The organism is Mesorhizobium sp. M4A.F.Ca.ET.020.02.1.1, assembly GCF_004022645.1.
Classification (GTDB): domain Bacteria; phylum Pseudomonadota; class Alphaproteobacteria; order Rhizobiales; family Rhizobiaceae; genus Mesorhizobium.
In genome coordinates this window covers 1-2,273 of the sequence record NZ_RZOI01000867.1, presented here as the reverse complement: position 1 = coordinate 2,273, position 2,273 = coordinate 1, and the positions used below count along the sequence as shown (strand labels likewise).

3 protein-coding genes are annotated in these 2,273 nt (G+C 63.3%); 1 reads left to right on the top strand and 2 read right to left on the bottom strand.

Annotated features, from left to right (window positions below):
- Positions 1-47: 47 nt before the first annotated feature.
- Entirely contained in the window at positions 48-788 is a 741-nt protein-coding gene (locus EN742_RS32345) for a thioredoxin family protein (RefSeq protein ID WP_126057968.1), read from the bottom strand.
- Between the two features lie 158 nt (positions 789-946).
- Positions 947-1,972, bottom strand: a complete 1,026-nt coding sequence (locus tag EN742_RS32340; protein WP_126057969.1) for a class I fructose-bisphosphate aldolase — start codon at positions 1,970-1,972, stop codon at positions 947-949.
- Here EN742_RS32340 and EN742_RS38845 point away from each other — a divergent pair.
- Positions 1,972-2,273, top strand: a 302-nt coding sequence (locus EN742_RS38845) for a hypothetical protein (protein WP_210214503.1), incomplete at its 3' end; no start/stop codon positions are given. The genes EN742_RS32340 and EN742_RS38845 overlap by 1 nt on opposite strands.

Below are 2,273 nucleotides of genomic sequence, written 5' to 3'. Positions count from 1 at the left end.
CCCTTAGCGCATATTGTTGTGCGGGTGAACGATCTTGCCGCGCCGGTTCAGTCGCAACACGCCGACGGCGGCTCGGATACGTCCCCGTACTCGTCATGCAGCCGCACCCAGTCCATCAGGCCACCATAGGGGCCGGTCTCGTTGCGGCCCTTCGGCGTCATGTCGAGATAGTGATAGGCGCCGATCAGCTGATCGCCGCCGCGAGCGCGCGACGTGAAGGTGAGGAAGATATCGCCGGCCTCGTCCCTGTAGAACACGCTGGAACCGGGCAGGTCCTTGGAGGTGCGGGCGCGCCTTTCGAAATTGTAGGTGGTGTCGCCGGCCGCGATCTGCTTGTCGGTGAAGGAAACCTGCATGTCGAAGTTGAAGTCGGACGCATAGGACGACACCCAGTCGAACCGCCAGCCCATGCGCTGCTTGTAGGGCAACAGCTCGGCCAGCGGCGCGCGCGACACCACGACCAGCGACACGTCATGATGCTGGAGATGCAGATTGGCGCCGTCTATGTGGTCGGCGAGGAAGGAGCAGCCCTCGCAGCGATGGTTCGAACCGGGCGCCAGCATGAAGTGATAGACGATCAGCTGGCTGTTTTCACCAAAGAGCCCAGCCAGCCGTTTCGGGCCTTGCTCGCTCTCAAAGACGTAGTCCTTGCGGATCTTCAGCCAGGGCAATTCGCGCCGTTCGGCGGCGACGCAATCACGAAACCGAGTCAGTTCCTTCTCGCGCTCGAGGTGCTTTCTGTGCGCCTCGAACCAGTCTTCCCGCGAAACGATGGCATTGCGATGCATGACTATCTCCTGTCCTCTCCTGCCAAGGACGTTCGACATCGGGGCGATCCGACATGGCCGGCGCGCTTTCGACGCAGTCCCAGAAGTGGGGATGCCCGGCCGCGAAAACAAAACCCGGGCGCGTAGCCCGGGTTTTTCGTCGCGTCTGAAGAAACGTGTCAGGCGGCCCTTTCCAGCGCCGGCTGCCATTTGCCGAGCGCCGCCAGATGGTTCATGTGGGCGCGATGGATAAAGGCCGCCTGCCCGGCGGCTATGTTCGACGCCTTGCCACTCCAAGCTTTCTGCGCGGCTGCCTGCAAGGCACGGCCATAGGAGAAGGTGAGCTTCCACGGATGCTGGCCGATGGCGTTGATGGCGTTGAGGTTGGCGGTCGCCTCCTCGTCCGATTGGCCGCCGGAGAGGAAGGCAATGCCCGCAACCGCCGCCGGCACCGTCTCGCGAAACAGCTTTATTGTCTTTTCGGCCACGATCTCGGGACTGTCCAGCTTGCCCGATTTCTTGCCCGATATGACCATGTTGGGCTTCAGGATGGTGCCTTCGAGCACGACGCGCGCGGCATAGAGCTCGCTGTAGAGCTTGAGCAGCGTCGCCTTGCTGACCTCGTAGCAGGTGTCGATGCCGTGGGCGCCGTCCATCAGCACTTCCGGCTCGACGATCGGCACGATGCCGGCCTCCTGGCAGAGCGCGGCGTAGCGCGCGAGCGCATGCGCGTTCGAGCCGATCGAGGTCGCCGACGGCACACCCTTGGCGACGTCAATATCGATCACCGCGCGCCATTTGGCGAAGCGGGCGCCGAGCTTGTAGTAATCCGCCAGGCGTTCGCGCAGGCCGTCGAGGCCCTCGGTGATGGTGTCGCCGGGAAAGCCGGCCAGCGGTTTGGCGCCGGCATCGACCTTGATGCCGGGGATGGCGCCGGACGCCTTGATGATGTCGACCAGCGGCGTGCCGTCGGCAGCCTTCTGGCGGATGGTCTCGTCATAGAGGATGACGCCGGAAATGTAGCGCGTCATCGCGTCCCCGGCGCGGAACATCATCTCGCGATAGTCGCGACGGCTGTCGGCCGTCGATTCGACGCCGATGACGTCGAAGCGCTTCTTGATGGTGCCGGAGCTTTCATCGGCGGCCAACAGGCCCTTGCCGTCGGCCACGATCGCGGCGGCAATGTCTTCGAGACGTTCGCTCATTGTTGCTTCCTCCTGACAGCGGTTTTCCGCGGTTCACGGAACTCTACCGCCAAAGGAATGATGCCGGAAAGCGCGAAATCGAACGAATGTCGCGCCGCCGGGCCGGCTCGCCGAGTGTTGATCGAGTCGATTGGGCTGGTCGCATTCGTGCAACCCAGGCGTCACCGCTTGGCTGCAAGAATGCTCCGTTTTCACGGGCGGAAAAACCGCAGCCCGATTTTCCTGGAATTGCTTCAGCGCTTCAGCACCTCGACGCCGGGCAGCGGCTTGCCTTCCATCCATTCCAGGAAGGCGCCACCAG